The sequence below is a fragment of the Streptomyces sp. Wb2n-11 genome, from assembly GCF_001049855.1.
GTDB lineage: Bacteria > Actinomycetota > Actinomycetes > Streptomycetales > Streptomycetaceae > Streptomyces > Streptomyces altiplanensis.
The window spans coordinates 4,521,710-4,535,943 of sequence record NZ_CVPB01000001.1; the positions used below are offsets into that span (position 1 = coordinate 4,521,710).

Below are 14,234 nucleotides of genomic sequence, written 5' to 3' on the forward strand. Positions count from 1 at the left end.
CGCACTGGCGTCCGAGGGCTGTCAGGATCTGTTCGGACTGCGCACGGGGTGCACTACGGGGGCGGGGCTGGTGGCCACACTGCGAGACACGGCGGGAAGCGGGGCGGGGCCGCAGCCGCGGCAGCGCGTTCCGGAGGTGGACGCCCTTCGCGGCTTCGCGCTCCTCGGGATCCTCCTGGTCAACAGCCTGACCATGGCCGGCCCCTACGGCCTGGTGGGCGGCCGGCCGGCGGGCGCCGCCGACTCCGTGGCCCTCTGGCTGGTCCAGTTCCTCGCGCAGAGCAAGTTCTACCTGCTCTTCTCGTTCCTCTTCGGCTACAGCTTCACCCTCCAGGCGGTCTCGGCCGAGCGCGCCGGCGCCCGCTTCGGGCCGCGGACGATGCGGCGGCTGCTGGGGCTCTTCGTCCTGGGGGCCCTGCACGCGGTGTTCCTCTACGTCGGCGACATCCTGACGACGTACGCCCTGCTCGGCCTGATCCTCTTCGCCGCCCGCCGGGCCACCCCCGAAGGGGCGTACCGCGCCGCGCTGTGGGTGTGGGGCGCCTTCGGTTCGGCCCTGCTGCTGCTCGGCGCGCTCGCGACGCTGGTCGACCCGGGCGCGGAAACCGCGCGGAGCGCCGCCGCCGCGGAGGCCGCCGAACTCACCGCCGCCTACCGGGGCGGCTTCGCCGACGTCGTCGGCGCGAACCTGGAACAGGTGTGGTTCGCGGCCGTCGCGCTGCTGACCATAGGCGGCCTCGTCGTCGCCGTCTTCCTGCTGGGACTGGCGGCCGGCAAGCGGCAGTGGCTCACCCGCGTGAGCACCGCCGGCCTGCGCCGCGTCCTGGTCACCGGCCTCTGCGTGGGTGTGCCCACGGCCGCCTTCTCCGCCGCCGGCACGGCGGGCCCGCTCCCCGCCCGCTGGGAACTGCTCGCCGGGATGGCCGGCACCGTCTTCGCCCCGGCGCTCACCGCCGCGTACGTCGCCGGACTGCTGCTCTGGTTCGGTACGCCGGGCGGGGCGCGGGCGGCGGGGATCCTCGCGCCGGCCGGGCGCATGGCGCTGACCAACTACCTCGCCCAGTCGCTCGTCATGGCCCTGGTCTTCACGGGCTACGGCCTCGGTCTGTACGGACGCCTGGGCATCGCCGTCCCGGTCTGCCTCGCGCTCGTCCTGTACGCGGCGCAGCTCGCCCTCAGCGGCGCGCTGCTGCGCCGGTACCGGCTCGGACCGGTGGAGTGGCTGCTGCGGGGGTTCACTCATTTCCGCGAGCGTCCCGGCGGGCGTTTCCATGAGGTTAACGGGCGCTAACCGGCCGGTTTAGAATGACCTCATGAGCACCAACGCCGCCGCCCGCGTCGCGGCTCCGACCCGCCGCGAGCAGATCCTCAAGGAGGCCGCCCGCCTCTTCGCCGAGCGCGGCTTCCACGGTGTGGGCGTGGACGAGATAGGCGCCGCCGTCGGCATCAGCGGACCCGGTCTCTACCGCCACTTCCCGGGCAAGGACGCCATGCTCGCCGAACTGCTCGTCGGCATCAGCGAGCGGCTGCTGGACGGCGGCAGGCGGCGCGCCGCGGCGGAGTCCGCGGACAGCCCGGAGGCGGTGCTCGACTCCCTCATCGACGGCCACATCGACTTCGCCCTCGACGACCGGCCCCTGATCACCCTGCACGACCGCGAACTGGACCGGCTCAGGGAGAGCGACCGCAAGCGGGTGCGCAGGCTCCAGCGGCAGTACGTCGAACTGTGGGTCGCCGTCGTACGGGAGCTGAATCCCGGCGTCCCGGAGGCGGAGGCGCGGTCGGCCGTGCACGCGGTGTTCGGACTGCTGAACTCGACGCCGCACCTCGGGGCGTACGGCAAGGGACTGCCGGGGCGGGCGGCGATGGAAGGGCTGCTGCGGCGGCTGGCGCACGGCGCGTTCGGCGCGCTCGCGCCGCGCACCGCGGCCTGACCCGCCTTCTCCGGCTTATCCGGCGGCACCTCCTCCGGCGGCGGCTTTCCCGGACGGGGGCCGGAGCCGGACGGCACAATGGGCTCATGCCGATACCCAGCCGCGCCGCCCTCGTCGACCATCTCACCCGCACCCGCATCGCCGGTGACGTCGCCACCCCCCGCGACAACAACCTCTCCCACTACCGCAAGCTCGCGAACGGCGACCGTCACTACTGGCTCGGCCTCGAACTCGGCGACCGCTGGACCGACGAGCAGGACGTCCTCGCCGTGATGGCGGAGCGCTGCGGCGTCAGCGACGACCCCGGGCACCGCAGCGGCCAGGACACCATCGCCCCCGAGCTGACCGTCGACGCGCTGGAGCGGATGGCGGCGCGGCTGCGCAAGGCCGCCGCGGGCAAGGAGCGCGTGCTGTTCGCGACCGGGCACCCCGGCGGGCTCCTCGACGTGCACCGCGCGACCGCGGACGCGCTGCGCATCGCGGGCTGCGAGATCGTACGGATCCCGGGCGGGCTGACCGCCGACGAGGGCATGGTGTTCCAGTTCGCGGACGTCGCGATGCTGGAGCGCGGCGCGACGCTGTGGCACACGCACTCGCCCGAACCGATGACGGCGATCCTCGACGGTCTGGAGCGCGAGGGGCGGCCGCTGCCCGACCTGGTCGTCGCCGACCACGGGTGGGCCGGCTGCGCGGGACAGCGCGGGATCGACGCGGTCGGGTACGCCGACTGCAACGACCCGGCGCTCTTCATCGCCGAGGCCGAGGGCACGCTCCAGGTCACCGTCCCGCTCGACGACCACGTCACCGACCCGCGCTTCTACGACCCGATGACGGCCTACCTGCTGGACGCGGCCGGCCTGCTGGGCACGGCCTGATCCGGGGTACGGGCGGGTGACGCCACGAGCCACGCGGGTCAGCGCGGGACCCGGACCACGCCCTCCTGGATGACGGAGATCGCGAGCCGGCCGTCCCGCGTGTAGATCCTGGCCTGCCCCAGGCCCCGCCCGCCCGACGAGGACGGCGACTCCTGGTCGTACAGCAGCCACTCGTCCGCCCGGAAGGGCCGGTGGAACCACATCGCGTGGTCGAGCGAGGCGCCGACGACGTCGCCGGTCGCCCAGCCGCCGCGCCCGTGGGCCAGCAGCACCGAGTCGAGCAGCGTCATGTCGGAGACGTACGTGGCGAGGCAGACGTGCAGCAGCGGGTCGTCGGCCAGCTTGCCGTTCGTACGGAACCACACCTGCGAGCGCGGCTCGCGCGGTTCGCCGACCGTGCCGTACGGCGGGGCGTCCACGTACCGCAGGTCGACCGCCGCGCGGGCTTCGAGCAGACGGTCGACGACGCCGGAGTCGAGGAAGTGGTCCGCGTACTCCGGCAGCATCCGGGCGGCCGTCGGGAGCGTCTCGGGATCCGGTGCGGGCGGCATGTCCGCCTGGTGCTCCAGGCCCTCCTCGTACGTCTGGAAGGACGCGGAGAGGTGGAACACGGGCTGGCCGTGCTGGACCGCGACGACGCGCCGGGTGGTGAAGGAGCGGCCGTCGCGGATGCGGTCGACGGTGTAGACGATCGGCGCGCCCGGGTCGCCGGCGCGCAGGAAGTACGCGTGCAGGGAGTGGGCGAGCCGGTCCTCGGGGACGGTGCGGCCCGCCGCGACCAGCGCCTGGGCGGCCACCTGGCCGCCGAAGACGCGCGGGACGACGGCGGAGCGCGACCGGCCCCGGAAATAGTCCTGCTCGATCTGCTCCAGGTCGAGCAGATCGAGCAGGCTGTCGAGCGCTTCGGTCACCTGGACTACAGGCCCATCGACTTGGCGATGATGGACTTCATGACCTCGCTCGTGCCGCCGTAGATGCGGTTGACGCGGTTGTCGGCGTACAGGCGGGCGATCGGGTACTCGTTCATGTAGCCGTAGCCGCCGTGCAGCTGGAGGCAGCGGTCGATGACGCGGTGGGCGACCTCGGTGCAGAACAGCTTCGCGGACGCGGCCTCGGCGGGCGTCAGCTCGCCGGCGTCCAGGGCCTCCAGTGCGCGGTCGGCCACGGCCTCGGCGGCGTCCACCTCGGCCTGGCAGGCGGCCAGCTCGAACTTGGTGTTCTGGAAGGACGCGACCGGCTTGCCGAAGACGGTGCGGTCCGTGACGTACTGCTGGGCGAACCGGACGGCGGCCTTGGCCTGCGCGTACGCGCCGAAGGCGATGCCCCAGCGCTCGGAGGCCAGGTTCGTGCCGAGGTAGTGGAAGCCCTTGTTCTCCTCGCCGAGCAGGTCCTCGACCGGCACCTTCACGTCGACGAACGCCAGCTCGGCGGTGTCGGAGGTGCGCAGGCCGAGCTTGTCCAGCTTGCGGCCGACGGAGTAGCCCTCGGACTTGGTGTCCACGGCGAACAGGGAGATGCCGAAGCGGCGGTCCTCGGCGCTCGGGGCGGAGGTGCGGGCGCACACGATGACGCGGTCGGCGTGCACGCCGCCGGTGATGAAGGTCTTGGCGCCGTTGAGGACGTAGTGCGTGCCGTCCTCGGAGAGCTTGGCGGTGGTCTTCATGCCCGCGACGTCGGAGCCGGTGCCCGGCTCGGTCATCGCCAGCGCCCACATCTCCTCGCCGGAGACGAACCTGGGCAGGAAGCGCTTCTTCTGCTCGTCGGTGGCGAGCATCTTGATGTAGGGCAGGGCGAGCAGCACGTGCACGCCGGAACCGCCGAAGTTGACGCCCGCGCGCGCGGTCTCCTCGTAGAGCACGGCCTCGAACTTGTGCGTGTCCAGGCCCGCGCCGCCGAACTCCTCGGGGACGCTGATGCCGAAGACGCCCAGCTCGCCGAGCTTGTAGTAGAAGTCGCGCGGCGCCTGGCCAGCGGCGAACCACTCGTCGTAGACGGGGGCGACCTCGGCCTCGATGAAGGCGCGGATGGTCTCCCGGAACGCCTGGTGGTCCTCGTTGAAAACGCTACGGCGCACGACGACGCCCTCCCTCTGTCCTCAGCTCCGGCTTCGACCCAGCTTGTCTAAGCGCTTGCTCAGCCGAAGTTACCGGGTGGTCACCAGGGCTGTCCAGGTCGGTGCACGGTCATACGCGTCACAACCAGCGCAGCGCGAACCAGAGGTCCATCCGTACGTCGGCGTCGTCCAGGTCGGCTTCGAGGAGGGCGGCGCAGCGGGCGATGCGCTGGCGGACCGTGTTGCGGTGGACGTCGAGCGCGACGGCCGTGCGGTCCCAGCTCCCGTGCAGTGACAGCCAGGTGCGCAGGGTTTCCGTCAGGGCGGGGGAGGCGGCGATCGGCGCGAGCCGGGCGCGGGCCTGGGCGCGGGCCTCTTCGGGTGCGACGAGCGAGGCGAACCCCGCCCCCGACCCGGCCCGGTCGCGCACGAGGGTGCTGCGGGTGGCCTCGGCCCGGCGCACCGCCCGGGCGGCGCGGACGTCGGCGGCGGGCAGGTCGTGCGCGGGCACGGCAGCGCTCACCCCGAGGATCCACCCCGGCTGCGCCTCGATCTCCCCGGCTCCGCTCAGCAGGACCCGTACGACGCCCTCCTCCTCGTCCGCCGCGTCCACCAGCGCGCTGCCGAGCGCCGCGCCCAGCGCCGCGGCGGCGAGCGGGTCGGGTCCCGTGGCACCGGTCGCCGGCCGGGCGTGCACCACGGTCCACTCGTCCGCGCCGAGCAGCGGTGCCACCGCGCCGGTGTCCGCCCCGAGCAGCAGCCGCACCAGCGCGGCGGCGCGGGCGGACTCCGCGGCGCCCTGATGCGGCGTCGTGAGCAGGGACAGCAGGACGACGGCGACGCCCGCGATGGTGTGGTCCCCGGCCTCGCGCCGCTCGGAGGCCACCCCGAGAACGAGCCGCTGGCCGCCCGCCAGGGCGTACGCGGCGAGATGGCTGCCGCCGGCGGTGTCGGTCGCGGAGGCGGGCACGGCCCGGGCGGGGGCCTCGTCCGGGGGCGGGTTCACCACCCGGGTCAGCCGGGTCAGGGCCGCGTGGGTCTCCGGGGACGGGGGGCGGCCCGCCGTCGCCAGGGGCGCGCCCTCCGCCGACAGCAGCACCGCCCACGCCCCGCCGAGCCACGCCGTCAGCTGCCGCAGCACCGCCGGGACCGGATCGGGACGGGCCGCCGCCGTGGCCAGGCCCTGCTGGGCCTGCGTGACCCGGCGCAGTTCGCGGTGGCGGGCCTCCGCCATCAGCCGCCACACCGCGCGGGCGACCCCCGAGAACGTGGTCGCGGGCTCCACCTCCACCAGGGGCAGGCCGTGGCGCTCGCAGGCGGCCACCAGGGCGGGCGGCACCGTGTCGTACACCGGCGTGACGCCGAAACCGAGCGCCGCCGCGCCCGCCTCCACCACCCGGGACACGTACCGGTCCGGGTCCGTGAGCAGGACCCCCGCGGTCAGGAGGAGCTCACCGCCGAGCAGGTACGGGTACGGGTCGGCCATCTCCGACGTGTGCACCCAGTGCAGATCCGCGTCCTCGGGGCCCGCGATCCGGCGCAGGCCGAGTTCCTCCCGCGCCAGCAGCGCCGCCAGCGAAACCGGCGGGGTCGGAGGAGAAGGAGGGGGCGGGGTGTCCGGCATGGACGGTCCATCCGTTTGGGATCTCGAAAGTAGATGAAACGTACACTTCAGCGTCGCCTTTCGGCCACTTAATGTCGACCCGACCGGTGGCCGCGGGTACGGGCGGATGTCCCCGCAGAAGAGCTGCCGCGCTCCGCACACATCTCTGCACGACACGCCACCGAGCGCGCGAAGGAGGGCCCATGGCCGTCGACTACACAGTGATCGTCATCTACCTGGCCGGTATGGTCGCCATGGGCTGGTGGGGCATGCGCCGCGCCAAGTCCAAGAGCGAGTTCCTGGTGGCGGGCCGCCGCCTCGGGCCCGCCATGTACTCCGGCACGATGGCCGCCATCGTCCTCGGCGGCGCCTCCACCATCGGCGGCGTCGGCCTCGGCTACCAGTACGGTCTCTCCGGCGCCTGGATGGTCTTCACCATCGGCCTCGGACTCCTCGCCCTCAGCGTCTTCTTCTCCGCGCGCATCGCCCGCCTGAAGGTCTACACCGTCTCCGAGATGCTCGACCTCCGCTACGGCGGCGGCCGTGCCGGCATCATCTCGGGCGTCGTCATGTGGGCGTACACGCTCATGCTCGCCGTCACGTCGACCATCGCGTACGCCACGATCTTCGACGTCATCTTCGGCATGGACCGCGCCTTCTCGATCATCCTCGGCGGCGCCATCGTCGTCGCGTACTCGACGCTCGGCGGCATGTGGTCGATCACGCTCACCGACATGGTGCAGTTCGTCGTCAAGACGATCGGCGTGCTGCTCCTGCTCCTGCCGATCGCGGTCGTCAAGGCCGGCGGCTTCAGCGAGATGAAGGCGCAGCTGCCCACCGAGTACTTCGACCCGCTCGGCATCGGCGGCGAGACGATCTTCACGTACGTGCTGATCTACACGTTCGGCATGCTGATCGGCCAGGACATCTGGCAGCGCGTCTTCACCGCCCGCAGCGACAAGGTCGCGCGCTACGGCGGCACGGTCGCCGGTACGTACTGCCTCGTCTACGCCCTCGCCGGCGCCGTCATCGGCACCGCGGCCAAGGTCCTCTACCCGAAGCTGCCCCACGCCGACGACGCCTTCGCGACCATCGTCAAGGACGAGCTGCCCATGGGCGTACGCGGCCTGGTCCTCGCCGCGGCGCTGGCGGCCGTGATGTCGACCTCGTCGGGCGCGCTGATCGCCTGCGCCACCGTCGCCAACAACGACATCTGGTCGCGGCTGCGCGGCGCCGTGTCGAAGGACAAGCCGGAGGGCGAGGTCCACGACGAGGTGCGCGGCAACCGCATCTTCATCCTGATCATGGGCATCGCGGTCGTCTGCATCGCGATCGCCCTGAACAACGTCGTCGAGGCGCTCACCGTCGCCTACAACCTGCTGGTCGGCGGTCTGCTGGTGCCGATCCTCGGCGGCCTGCTGTGGAAGCGCGGCACGGTGTACGGCGCCCTGGCGGCCGTCGCCGTCGGCGGACTCGGCGTCGTCGGCCTGATGGCCTGGTACGGAATCCTCGCCAACGAGCCCGTCTACTACGGCCTGTTGCTGTCGCTCGCGGCGTACGTCGCCGTCAGCCTCGCCACCCGTCCGACCGACGCCGCCGTCCTGGCCGCCTGGCGCGAGCGGCTGGCGGGCCGGGGCGCGGAGGACGAGCCCGAGTCCGCGCCCGCCCCCCTGCCCGGCTAAAGTCGCAAACCGCAATAAAGCGCAAAGAAGCGCAATAAGGAAGGCATTTCACATGAGCAGCAGCAGCGAGCAGCAGTTCCGCGGCCCCGTCGACTCCTCCCGCATCCCGCGGTACGCGGGCCCCGCGACGTTCGCGCGGCTGCCCCGCCTCGACGAGGTCGGCGGCCGGGCCGACGTCGCCGTGGTCGGCGTGCCCTTCGACTCCGGCGTCTCCTACCGCCCCGGCGCCCGCTTCGGCGGCAACGCGATCCGCGAGGCCTCGCGCCTCCTGCGCCCGTACAACCCGGCGCAGGACGCCTCGCCGTTCGCGCTCGCGCAGGTCGCGGACGCCGGTGACATCGCCGCCAACCCGTTCAACATCAACGAGGCCGTCGACACGATCGAGGCCGCGGCCGACGACCTGCTCTCCAGCGGCGCCCGCATGATGACGCTCGGCGGCGACCACACCATCGCGCTCCCGATCCTCCGCTCGGTCGCGAAGAAGCACGGCCCGGTCGCCCTGCTCCACTTCGACGCGCACCTGGACACCTGGGACACGTACTTCGGCGCCGAGTACACCCACGGCACGCCGTTCCGCCGGGCCGTCGAGGAGGGCATCCTCGACACCGAGGCGCTCTCCCACGTCGGTACGCGCGGCCCGCTGTACGGCAAGCAGGACCTGACCGACGACGAGAAGATGGGCTTCGGCATCGTCACCTCCGCCGACGTCTACCGGCGCGGCGCCGACGAGGTCGCCGACCAGCTCCGCCAGCGCATCGGCGACCGCCCCCTCTACATCTCCATCGACATCGACTGCCTCGACCCGGCCCACGCGCCCGGCACCGGCACCCCCGAGGCGGGCGGCATGACCTCCCGCGAGCTGCTGGAGATCCTGCGCGGCCTGTCCTCCTGCAACCTCGTCTCGGCCGACGTGGTCGAGGTCGCGCCGGCGTACGACCACGCGGAGATCACCTCCGTCGCCGCCTCCCACACCGCGTACGAGCTGACGACGATCATGTCCCGGCAGATCGCGGCCGGCCGCGCCCGGGGCGCGGAGCGCGGCGCGAAGTAACCTCACCGCCGGGCCGGCACCGGCCCGCCCGCCGCGCACGCGCGTACGGCGGGCCGGTCACGGCGCGCGGCCGGAACGTCGGCACCGGGCCGCCAGGCCCGGCCCGGAAGGGATGTACGCATGACCCACGACCACGACCTGGTCCTGCGGCCCACCGAGGCGCAGACCGCTGCGGCGCTCAGCCCGCCCCCCGGCCGCAACGGCGGTGACCTCGTCGTCGAGACCCTCCAGGGCCTCGGCGCGACCACGGTCTTCGGCCTCCCGGGCCAGCACGCGCTCGGGATGTTCGACGCGCTGCGCCGCTCCTCGCTCTCGTACGTCGGCCTGCGCGTCGAGAACAACGCGGGTTTCGCCGCCGACGCGTACGGCCGGATCACCGGAGAGGCGGCCCCGCTGCTCCTCTCCACCGGCCCGGGCGCCCTGACGTCGCTCGCCGCGCTCCAGGAGGCGGCGGCGGCGTCCGCGCCCGTCCTCGCGATCAGCAGCCAGGTCCCGTCGGCCGGCATCGGCGGCGGCCGCCACGGCTACCTGCACGAACTGCGCGACCAGAAGGCGTCGTTCAGGGACATCGTGAAGTCGGTCCACACGGTCCGTACGGCGTCGCAGATCCCGTCGGCGATCGCCGAGGCGTGGGAGTCGGCCCTGACCGCCCCGCACGGCCCGGTGTGGATCGAGATCCCCCAGGACGTCCTGCTCGCGCGGACCTCCCTCCCCGTCGTCACGGCGATGGACGCGACCCCGCGCGAACTGCCCCCGCGCCCCGAACTGACGGCCGTCGCCGCCCACCTGCTGTCGACGGCCGCGCGCCCGGCGGTCATCGCGGGCGGCGGCGTCGTCCGCTCCGACGCCTCCGGCAAACTGCTCGCGCTCGCCGAGAAGCTGGACGCGCCGGTCGTCACGACCTTCGGCGGCAAGGGCGCGTTCCCGTGGACGCACCCGCTCTCCCTCCAGTCCTGGCTGGAGGACCGCCACACGACGGACTTCCTCGAAGACGCGGACGTCCTGCTCGTCGTCGGTTCGGGTCTGGGGGAACTCTCCTCGAACTACCACACGTTCGAGCCGCGCGGCCGGATCGTCCAGATCGACGCGGACCTCGGCAAGCTGGAGTCCAACCACCCGGCACTCGGCATCCACGCGGACGCCCGCCTGGCGCTGTCGGCGCTCCTGGAGACGGTGGAGGACCGCGAGGACAGTACGGCGCGCGAGCGCGTGAGCGAGGTCCTGGCGAAGGTACGGGAGCGCATCGCGTCCCAGGACCTGCCGCTGGAGCAGCAGTTGCTCGCCTCCGTCCGGGAGGCGCTGCCGGACGCGTCCCCCAGCTTCTGGGACATGACGATCCTCGCCTACTGGGCCTGGTCGGCCTTCGACCCCCGCCACCCCAACACCATGCACTCGGCGCAGGGCGCGGGCGGTCTCGGCTACGGCTTCCCGGCGGCGCTCGGCGCGGCGGCGGCGGACCCCACCCGCCCCGTCCTCGCGGTCTCCGGGGACGGCGGCGCGATGTACTCGATCGCCGAACTCGCCACCGCCCGCCAGCACAACCTCCCGGTCACCTGGCTGATCGTGGACGACGGCGGTTACGGCATCCTCCGCGAGTACATGATCGACGCCTTCGACGAGGCCACCGGCACGGAGCTGTCCCGCCCGGACTTCGTCGCCCTGGCCGAGTCCTTCGGCGTACCGGCGCGCCGCACGACCCCGGAGACCCTGGCCGACGACCTGGCCGAGTCCCTGTCGGCCCCCGGTCCTTCGGTGCTCGTACTCCCCGCCCTGCTGCGGATGTTCGCCCCGACGCACCTCTGATGAACCGGTCGGGCACCCGGCCCGGCTACGCCAGCGCCGGGTGCTCCTTGCGGAGCGTCTGCGCGTGCAGGAACCGGCTCTCGCAGAACTCCTGGCGCTTTTCGTGGTCGAAGGCGCGCGGGAGCTCCTTCCCCGGGGGCAGCAGGTCGGGTATCGACCGCAGGAGCGCGGCGGCGGCCTCGCCGTGGCCGCGTCCGCGTGCCTTCAGGAAGTAGGGACCTATCTTCTCCAGGTACTCGTTCATGCGGTCGAAGGGCCTCTCGGCGGCCTTCGCCGATGCACCGGGCTGCCCCAGCGAGTGGTTGCCGCCCGGTGCGCTGAGCTTCTGCAGCGCGGCGAGCGTCGCGTAGAGCCGGCCGCAGAGCTGGGCCTCGCTCGGCTTGGCGGTTGCCATGTCCCTCCCGGTTCCGTACGTGCGAAGGCATCACTACCCAGAAGGATTTCGCGGAGAACTTCGATCCCGCGCCCGCCTCCCGTGCAACCTTTCCGCCCCTGGAGAGTCATTTCAGCCAGGGACACAAGGGGACGGCAGGGACACCGAGGGGACGGGGACCCAACACCATGACACACCACCGCATACACCGCGGGGCGATCGCCGCAGCACTGGCCCTGGGCGCGCTGGCTCCCGTGGTCACCGCGGCGCCCGCCGCCGCCACCGCGCCGACGGTGGCCTGCGCCTCGGGCAAGGCGGGCCTCGCGGCCAAGCTGACGAAGGACATCACCGCCGCGCTCAAGGGGCGGAGGTCCACGACGGCCCTCTCGCTGTACGACCGCACCACCAAGACCACCTGCACCCTGCGCGCCACGCAGAAGTACGACTCCGCGAGCGTGGTCAAGGTGACCGTCCTCGCCGCGCTGCTGTGGGACGTCAAGAAGACCAACCGCTACCTGACGTCCCGTGAGGCCGAGCTCGCCACCGACATGATCACCAAGTCGGACAACAAGGCCACCAGCGCGCTGTGGCGCCAGCTCGGCATGACGAAGATCAAGGGCTTCCTGGCCGCCGCCGGGATGACGCAGACCGTCCCCGGCACCGGCGGTTACTGGGGCCTGACGCAGATCACCGCCCGCGACGAGCAGAAGCTGCTCGCGCTGCTCACCGCGAGGAACACCGTCCTGAGCGACAACGCGCGGAAGTACACCCTCGGCCTGATGGGCAAGGTCGTCTCCTCCCAGCGCTGGGGCACTCCGGCCGGAGCCCCGTCCACCGCCACAATCCAGGTGAAGAACGGCTGGCTGCCCCGCTCCACGCACGGCTGGCGGGTGCACTCCGTCGGCGCGTTCACCGGCGGCCGCCACGACTACGCGATCACGGTGCTCACCCACGGCAACCCCACGATGAACGACGGCGTGGGCACCGTCCAGGCCGTGTCCCGGGCGATCCACAAGGCCATCAACCCCACGGCCTCCGCCTCCGCGCTGTACGCCCCCACGCAGACCCCGCGCGAGGCGATCCCGGCGGTGCCGAAGCCCTGACCCGGCCCGCCGGACGGCGGTGGTGCGTACGCGGAACGCGGCGACGGACGTATCACCGCCGTCCGGCGAGCTCCTTCTCCCGGCGACACGGGGCACGGGGGCCCGGACCGCCTTTGCATGACCATGCGCCATCATGCATACTCTTCCTATGTCCAAGGTCCTCACCTCCCTGCCCGCCGGCGAGCGCGTCGGCATCGCCTTCTCAGGCGGCCTCGACACCTCGGTCGCGGTCGCATGGATGCGCGACAAGGGCGCCGTCCCGTGCACCTACACCGCCGACATCGGCCAGTACGACGAGCCCGACATCGCCTCGGTGCCCGGCCGCGCGAAGACCTACGGCGCCGAGATCGCGCGCCTGGTCGACTGCCGCGCGGCGCTGGTCGAGGAGGGCCTGGCCGCGCTCACCTGCGGGGCGTTCCACATCCGCTCGGGCGGGCGCGCCTACTTCAACACCACGCCGCTCGGCCGCGCCGTCACGGGCACCCTCCTGGTCCGGGCGATGCTCGAGGACGACGTACAGATCTGGGGCGACGGCTCGACCTTCAAGGGCAACGACATCGAGCGGTTCTACCGGTACGGCCTGCTCGCCAACCCGCACCTGCGGATCTACAAGCCCTGGCTCGACGCGGACTTCGTGACCGAACTCGGCGGCCGCAAGGAAATGTCGGAGTGGCTGCTTGCCCACGACCTGCCCTACCGGGACAGCACGGAGAAGGCGTACTCCACCGACGCCAACATCTGGGGCGCCACCCACGAGGCCAAGACCCTGGAGCACCTGGACACCGGCGTGGAGACCGTGGAGCCCATCATGGGCGTGCGGTTCTGGGACCCCGAAGTCGAGATCGCCACCGAGGACGTGACCATCGGCTTCGACCAGGGCCGTCCGGTGACGGTCAACGGCGAGGAGTTCGCCTCGCCGGTCGACCTGGTGATGGAGGCCAACGCCATCGGCGGCCGCCACGGCATGGGCATGTCCGACCAGATCGAGAACCGGATCATCGAGGCCAAGAGCCGCGGCATCTACGAGGCGCCCGGCATGGCCCTGCTGCACGCGGCGTACGAGCGCCTGGTCAACGCGATCCACAACGAGGACACCCTCGCCCAGTACCACAACGAGGGACGGCGCCTCGGCCGGCTGATGTACGAGGGCCGCTGGCTGGACCCGCAGGCGCTGATGGTGCGCGAGTCGCTCCAGCGCTGGGTCGGCACGGCCGTCACCGGCGAAGTGACGCTGCGGCTGCGGCGCGGTGAGGACTACTCGATCCTCGACACCACGGGCCCGGCGTTCAGCTACCACCCGGACAAGCTGTCCATGGAGCGCACCGAGGACTCGGCGTTCGGTCCGGTGGACCGGATCGGCCAGCTCACCATGCGCAACCTCGACATCGCCGACTCGCGCGCCAAGCTGGAGCAGTACGCCGGGCTCGGCCTGATCGGCACCGCCAATCCCGCCATCGGCGCCGCCCAGGCGGCCGCGACCGGGTTGATCGGCACCATGCCGGAGGGCGGCGCCGAGGCCATCGCCTCCCGCGGCGAGGTCTCCGGCGACGACGAGATGCTGGACCGCGCCGCGATGGAGTTCGGTACGGACTGACCGGCCCGCCGAGCGGAAGGCCCGGCGCCGGGAAGCGCGGGCGCACCGGTGCACGTCCCGGTGCGCCCGCGCGCGGGCACCGCACGTGGCCCGCGCAGTCCTGGGACCGAAGACCCCTCTTCACCCCGGCGGGATGAAATCCGCACCTCACCGTGTTGGTGAC

Annotated in this window: 12 protein-coding genes; 8 read left to right on the forward strand and 4 right to left on the reverse strand. The window is 72.5% G+C overall.

Translation table 11 applies throughout. From position 1 onward, the window contains the following. The first annotated feature begins 70 nt into the window (after positions 1-70). The 3 genes from BN1555_RS20580 to BN1555_RS20590 all read left to right on the forward strand — a co-directional run bounded on the left by BN1555_RS20580 (position 71) and on the right by BN1555_RS20590 (position 2,809). On the forward strand, positions 71-1,291 hold the full coding sequence (locus BN1555_RS20580) for a DUF418 domain-containing protein (RefSeq protein WP_255306111.1): 1,221 nt from the start codon (positions 71-73) through the stop codon (positions 1,289-1,291). Between the two features lie 22 nt (positions 1,292-1,313). Next, a complete protein-coding gene (locus tag BN1555_RS20585; RefSeq protein WP_093800748.1) occupies positions 1,314-1,934 on the forward strand; it encodes an SACE_7040 family transcriptional regulator in 621 nt (206 codons plus the stop codon). 86 nt (positions 1,935-2,020) lie between these two features. Next, positions 2,021-2,809: a phosphatase gene (locus BN1555_RS20590; protein WP_093800749.1), complete on the forward strand. Its 789-nt coding sequence runs from the start codon at positions 2,021-2,023 to the stop codon at positions 2,807-2,809. Positions 2,810-2,847: 38 nt separating this feature from the next. On the opposite strand, the gene BN1555_RS20595 is transcribed toward BN1555_RS20590, so the two are convergent. The 3 genes from BN1555_RS20595 to BN1555_RS20605 all read right to left on the reverse strand — a co-directional run bounded on the left by BN1555_RS20595 (position 2,848) and on the right by BN1555_RS20605 (position 6,486). Continuing rightward, positions 2,848-3,720: an acyl-CoA thioesterase gene (locus tag BN1555_RS20595; RefSeq protein WP_093800750.1), complete on the reverse strand. Its 873-nt coding sequence runs from the start codon at positions 3,718-3,720 to the stop codon at positions 2,848-2,850. Positions 3,721-3,725: 5 nt separating this feature from the next. Beyond that, positions 3,726-4,883 (reverse strand): acyl-CoA dehydrogenase family protein, encoded by a 1,158-nt coding sequence (locus tag BN1555_RS20600; protein ID WP_093800751.1) that lies wholly within the window; start codon positions 4,881-4,883, stop codon positions 3,726-3,728. 118 nt (positions 4,884-5,001) lie between these two features. Further along, positions 5,002-6,486, reverse strand: coding sequence for a PucR family transcriptional regulator (locus tag BN1555_RS20605; protein WP_093800752.1), 1,485 nt, complete (start codon positions 6,484-6,486; stop codon positions 5,002-5,004). Between the two features lie 182 nt (positions 6,487-6,668). On the opposite strand from BN1555_RS20605, the gene BN1555_RS20610 reads away from it, so the two are divergent. The 3 genes from BN1555_RS20610 to BN1555_RS20620 all read left to right on the forward strand — a co-directional run bounded on the left by BN1555_RS20610 (position 6,669) and on the right by BN1555_RS20620 (position 11,001). Further along, on the forward strand, positions 6,669-8,147 hold the full coding sequence (locus BN1555_RS20610; protein ID WP_093800753.1) for a sodium:solute symporter family protein: 1,479 nt from the start codon (positions 6,669-6,671) through the stop codon (positions 8,145-8,147). Positions 8,148-8,199: 52 nt separating this feature from the next. Then, positions 8,200-9,198 carry an agmatinase gene (speB, locus tag BN1555_RS20615; protein WP_093800754.1) on the forward strand — a complete coding sequence of 333 codons (999 nt, stop codon included), beginning with the start codon at positions 8,200-8,202 and terminating at the stop codon, positions 9,196-9,198. 120 nt (positions 9,199-9,318) lie between these two features. Further along, positions 9,319-11,001: a thiamine pyrophosphate-binding protein gene (locus BN1555_RS20620; protein ID WP_093800755.1), complete on the forward strand. Its 1,683-nt coding sequence runs from the start codon at positions 9,319-9,321 to the stop codon at positions 10,999-11,001. A 25-nt stretch (positions 11,002-11,026) separates the two neighbouring features. Here BN1555_RS20620 and BN1555_RS20625 read toward each other — a convergent pair whose 3' ends face one another. Continuing rightward, the gene (locus BN1555_RS20625) at positions 11,027-11,395 is read right to left on the reverse strand and encodes a hypothetical protein (RefSeq protein ID WP_093800756.1); all 369 of its coding nucleotides are present in this window, start codon (positions 11,393-11,395) and stop codon (positions 11,027-11,029) included. 167 nt (positions 11,396-11,562) lie between these two features. Here BN1555_RS20625 and BN1555_RS20630 point away from each other — a divergent pair, with 167 nt between their 5' ends. Further along, positions 11,563-12,477 carry a serine hydrolase gene (locus BN1555_RS20630; RefSeq protein WP_093800757.1) on the forward strand — a complete coding sequence of 305 codons (915 nt, stop codon included), beginning with the start codon at positions 11,563-11,565 and terminating at the stop codon, positions 12,475-12,477. Between the two features lie 148 nt (positions 12,478-12,625). Beyond that, positions 12,626-14,071, forward strand: coding sequence for an argininosuccinate synthase (argG, locus tag BN1555_RS20635; RefSeq protein WP_093800758.1), 1,446 nt, complete (start codon positions 12,626-12,628; stop codon positions 14,069-14,071). The last annotated feature ends 163 nt before the right edge of the window (positions 14,072-14,234 follow it).

Excerpts from the sequence above, each read along its gene's own strand:
- BN1555_RS20585 (WP_093800748.1), top strand. The coding sequence starts at position 1,314 with ATGAGCACCAACGCCGCCGCCCGCGTCGCGGCTCCGACCCGCCGCGAG.
- BN1555_RS20590 (WP_093800749.1), top strand. The coding sequence starts at position 2,021 with ATGCCGATACCCAGCCGCGCCGCCCTCGTCGACCATCTCACCCGCACC.
- BN1555_RS20605 (WP_093800752.1), bottom strand. The coding sequence starts at position 6,486 with ATGCCGGACACCCCGCCCCCTCCTTCTCCTCCGACCCCGCCGGTTTCG.
- BN1555_RS20610 (WP_093800753.1), top strand. The coding sequence starts at position 6,669 with ATGGCCGTCGACTACACAGTGATCGTCATCTACCTGGCCGGTATGGTC.
- speB (WP_093800754.1), top strand. The coding sequence starts at position 8,200 with ATGAGCAGCAGCAGCGAGCAGCAGTTCCGCGGCCCCGTCGACTCCTCC.
- BN1555_RS20620 (WP_093800755.1), top strand. The coding sequence starts at position 9,319 with ATGACCCACGACCACGACCTGGTCCTGCGGCCCACCGAGGCGCAGACC.
- BN1555_RS20625 (WP_093800756.1), bottom strand. The coding sequence starts at position 11,395 with ATGGCAACCGCCAAGCCGAGCGAGGCCCAGCTCTGCGGCCGGCTCTAC.
- BN1555_RS20630 (WP_093800757.1), top strand. The coding sequence starts at position 11,563 with ATGACACACCACCGCATACACCGCGGGGCGATCGCCGCAGCACTGGCC.
- argG (WP_093800758.1), top strand. The coding sequence starts at position 12,626 with ATGTCCAAGGTCCTCACCTCCCTGCCCGCCGGCGAGCGCGTCGGCATC.